We start from the raw sequence: 2,173 nt of genomic DNA, 5'->3' as shown, positions 1-2,173 counted from the left end.
AAAAATGGAGGTTTGACAATGAGTCAAAAAGTAGTAAACAGAACTAACGGATTGGTAGATTATAAAGAGTTGGAAACAAATATCCTGTCGTCTATACGAGAAGGAAGACCGTTGACAGGAAAGGAGGGAGCATTAACACCATTTATAAAAAAGCTGCTGGAGGCGAGTCTAGAAGGTGAAATAGAAAACCATTTATTAGCTGAAAGTGAAGAAAATAATCGCAGAAATGGGAGGAATGGAAAGACTTTACGTACAAGTGCAGGTTCATTTGAGCTGTTAACGCCAAGAGATAGAGAAGGAAGTTTTGAGCCGCAAATAGTCAAAAAAAGGCAAACAAGCTTACATCCAGAGCTTGAAACGAAGATTTTGAGCACATTTGCCAGTGGTATGAGCTATAGAGATATAGCGTCACACGTTGAGGAAATTTATGATCACAAAATATCGGTAGCAGAGATATCAAGTATTACCGACAAATTACTGCCTATAATCAATGAATGGCGTAGTCGTCCACTGCAATCAGTATACCCGATAGTATTTATGGATGGGATGTTCTTTAAGGTCAAGGAGGATGGACATTGCGTAAGTAAATGTATGTACAATATATTGGGCATAGACCAAAATGGCAGAAAAGAAGTCCTGGGCTTTTATTTGGCTGAAAGTGAAGGAGCTAACTTTTGGTTGGAAGTGCTAAATAACCTCAAAGAAAGAGGAGTAGAAGATATTCTGATTGCATGTGTAGATGGGCTAAAAAGCTTTCCTGCAGCCATCAACAGTGTATTTCCCAGTGCAGAAGTGCAGCTATGTATAGTACACCAAATAAGAAATTCTCTGAAATATGTATCCAGTAAAGATGTGAAAGTTTTCATGAATGATCTGAAAAAAATATATCGTGCTTCAAGTAAAGAAATTGCTGAGAATTATCTGCTTGAGCTGGAAGGAAAATGGGGAGAAAAGTATCCTTTAGTTATAAAATCCTGGCAGAACAATTGGGAAAACTTATCCAGTTATTTTAAGTATTCTGGGCCAGTTAGGAAGCTGATTTACACCACTAATCCAATTGAGGGGTTGCATAGACAAATCAGGAAATTTACTAAAACTAAGGGTTCATTTACTAGTACAAATGCCTTGTACAAACAGGTATATTGTGCTATAAAAAAGGTAGAGCAAAAGTGGATTATGGCTCTCCCTAATTGGGCTTTAACTATGTCTCAACTTGATATTTTCTTTCCAGATAGGTTGAAAATTGAGTTGAACTAAAAATGCGGCTTGACACACTTTTTTGAACATTCCCAAATCTATACCAGTTACTCGATATAATTCTTCATGCAAAGCAAAGTTTGGTTTACTTTTTCTATGCTTATTTTTCTCTTCACCTAACTTTTTACTCTCATCAGACTTTGTCTCAAATGTTTTATAATATTCTTCAATGCTCCTGTCACATTCTGCTACTTTTTCCTGATAAATATTATATAGCTCAAATTCTTGCTTTAATGTAAATAGGTGTTCTTTTCTATAGTTTCCTGCTAATGCTTTTGCAATAACAGATTTATCACTTTTTATTCATCCATCTCTTAGTTCAGCCAATTTTTCAGGATTACTCTCACCATCTATTATTGCTTTAATAATTTGCATTCCAGTTACACCAGTTGTATCGCTTATAACTCTATGTAGTTGAATATTCATTTGTGTTAGCGCTTTTTGCATACGCAAAGTATGTGTAGAAGCATTTTCAATTAAATTTTTACGTTGCCGAACATAACTACGCAATACACACATCTGGCCTAAATGACCCTTGGAGTAACCCGTAACTGTGTAGTTGTTGAATCCATTGACAATCTTGCACATCTGATTTTCTCCCAGGTACATTTTTAACATGTTTTGCGTTTACCAGTTTTACTTCAAATCCGTGTGATTCAAGTACTTGAAACAAAGGAATCCACTGTTGACTCCATGGCTACTGTATTCACTTTACATTTTTTCAACCATTTTGCTATGTTGTAGAGATCTTCCGTAAAGCAGCTAAATTTTTGTATACGTTGTTCATCGCTTCCTTCGGGTACACATACATAATGTACAGCCGAGCCAACATCGATTCCTGCTGCATTAGGATTCGTTATCTCTAATTTACTTTTGACCTTTGCCATTTTTAATCTCCATTATATAATAATCCATA

General features: G+C 35.7%; 1 protein-coding gene and 1 pseudogene. One reads left to right on the top strand and one right to left on the bottom strand.

Annotated features, from left to right (window positions below):
• The first annotated feature begins 18 nt into the window (after positions 1-18).
• Positions 19-1,257 carry an IS256 family transposase gene (locus tag Wcon_RS10885; RefSeq protein WP_114516979.1) on the top strand — a complete coding sequence of 413 codons (1,239 nt, stop codon included), beginning with the start codon at positions 19-21 and terminating at the stop codon, positions 1,255-1,257.
• A 36-nt stretch (positions 1,258-1,293) separates the two neighbouring features.
• On the opposite strand, the pseudogene Wcon_RS10880 reads toward Wcon_RS10885, so the two are convergent.
• Positions 1,294-2,144: pseudogene (locus tag Wcon_RS10880) on the bottom strand (IS110 family RNA-guided transposase); the annotation flags it as partial.
• Positions 2,145-2,173: the final 29 nt, after the last annotated feature.

The organism is Wolbachia endosymbiont of Cylisticus convexus, from assembly GCF_003344345.1.
This window is presented reverse-complemented; position numbering and strand designations above follow the sequence as displayed.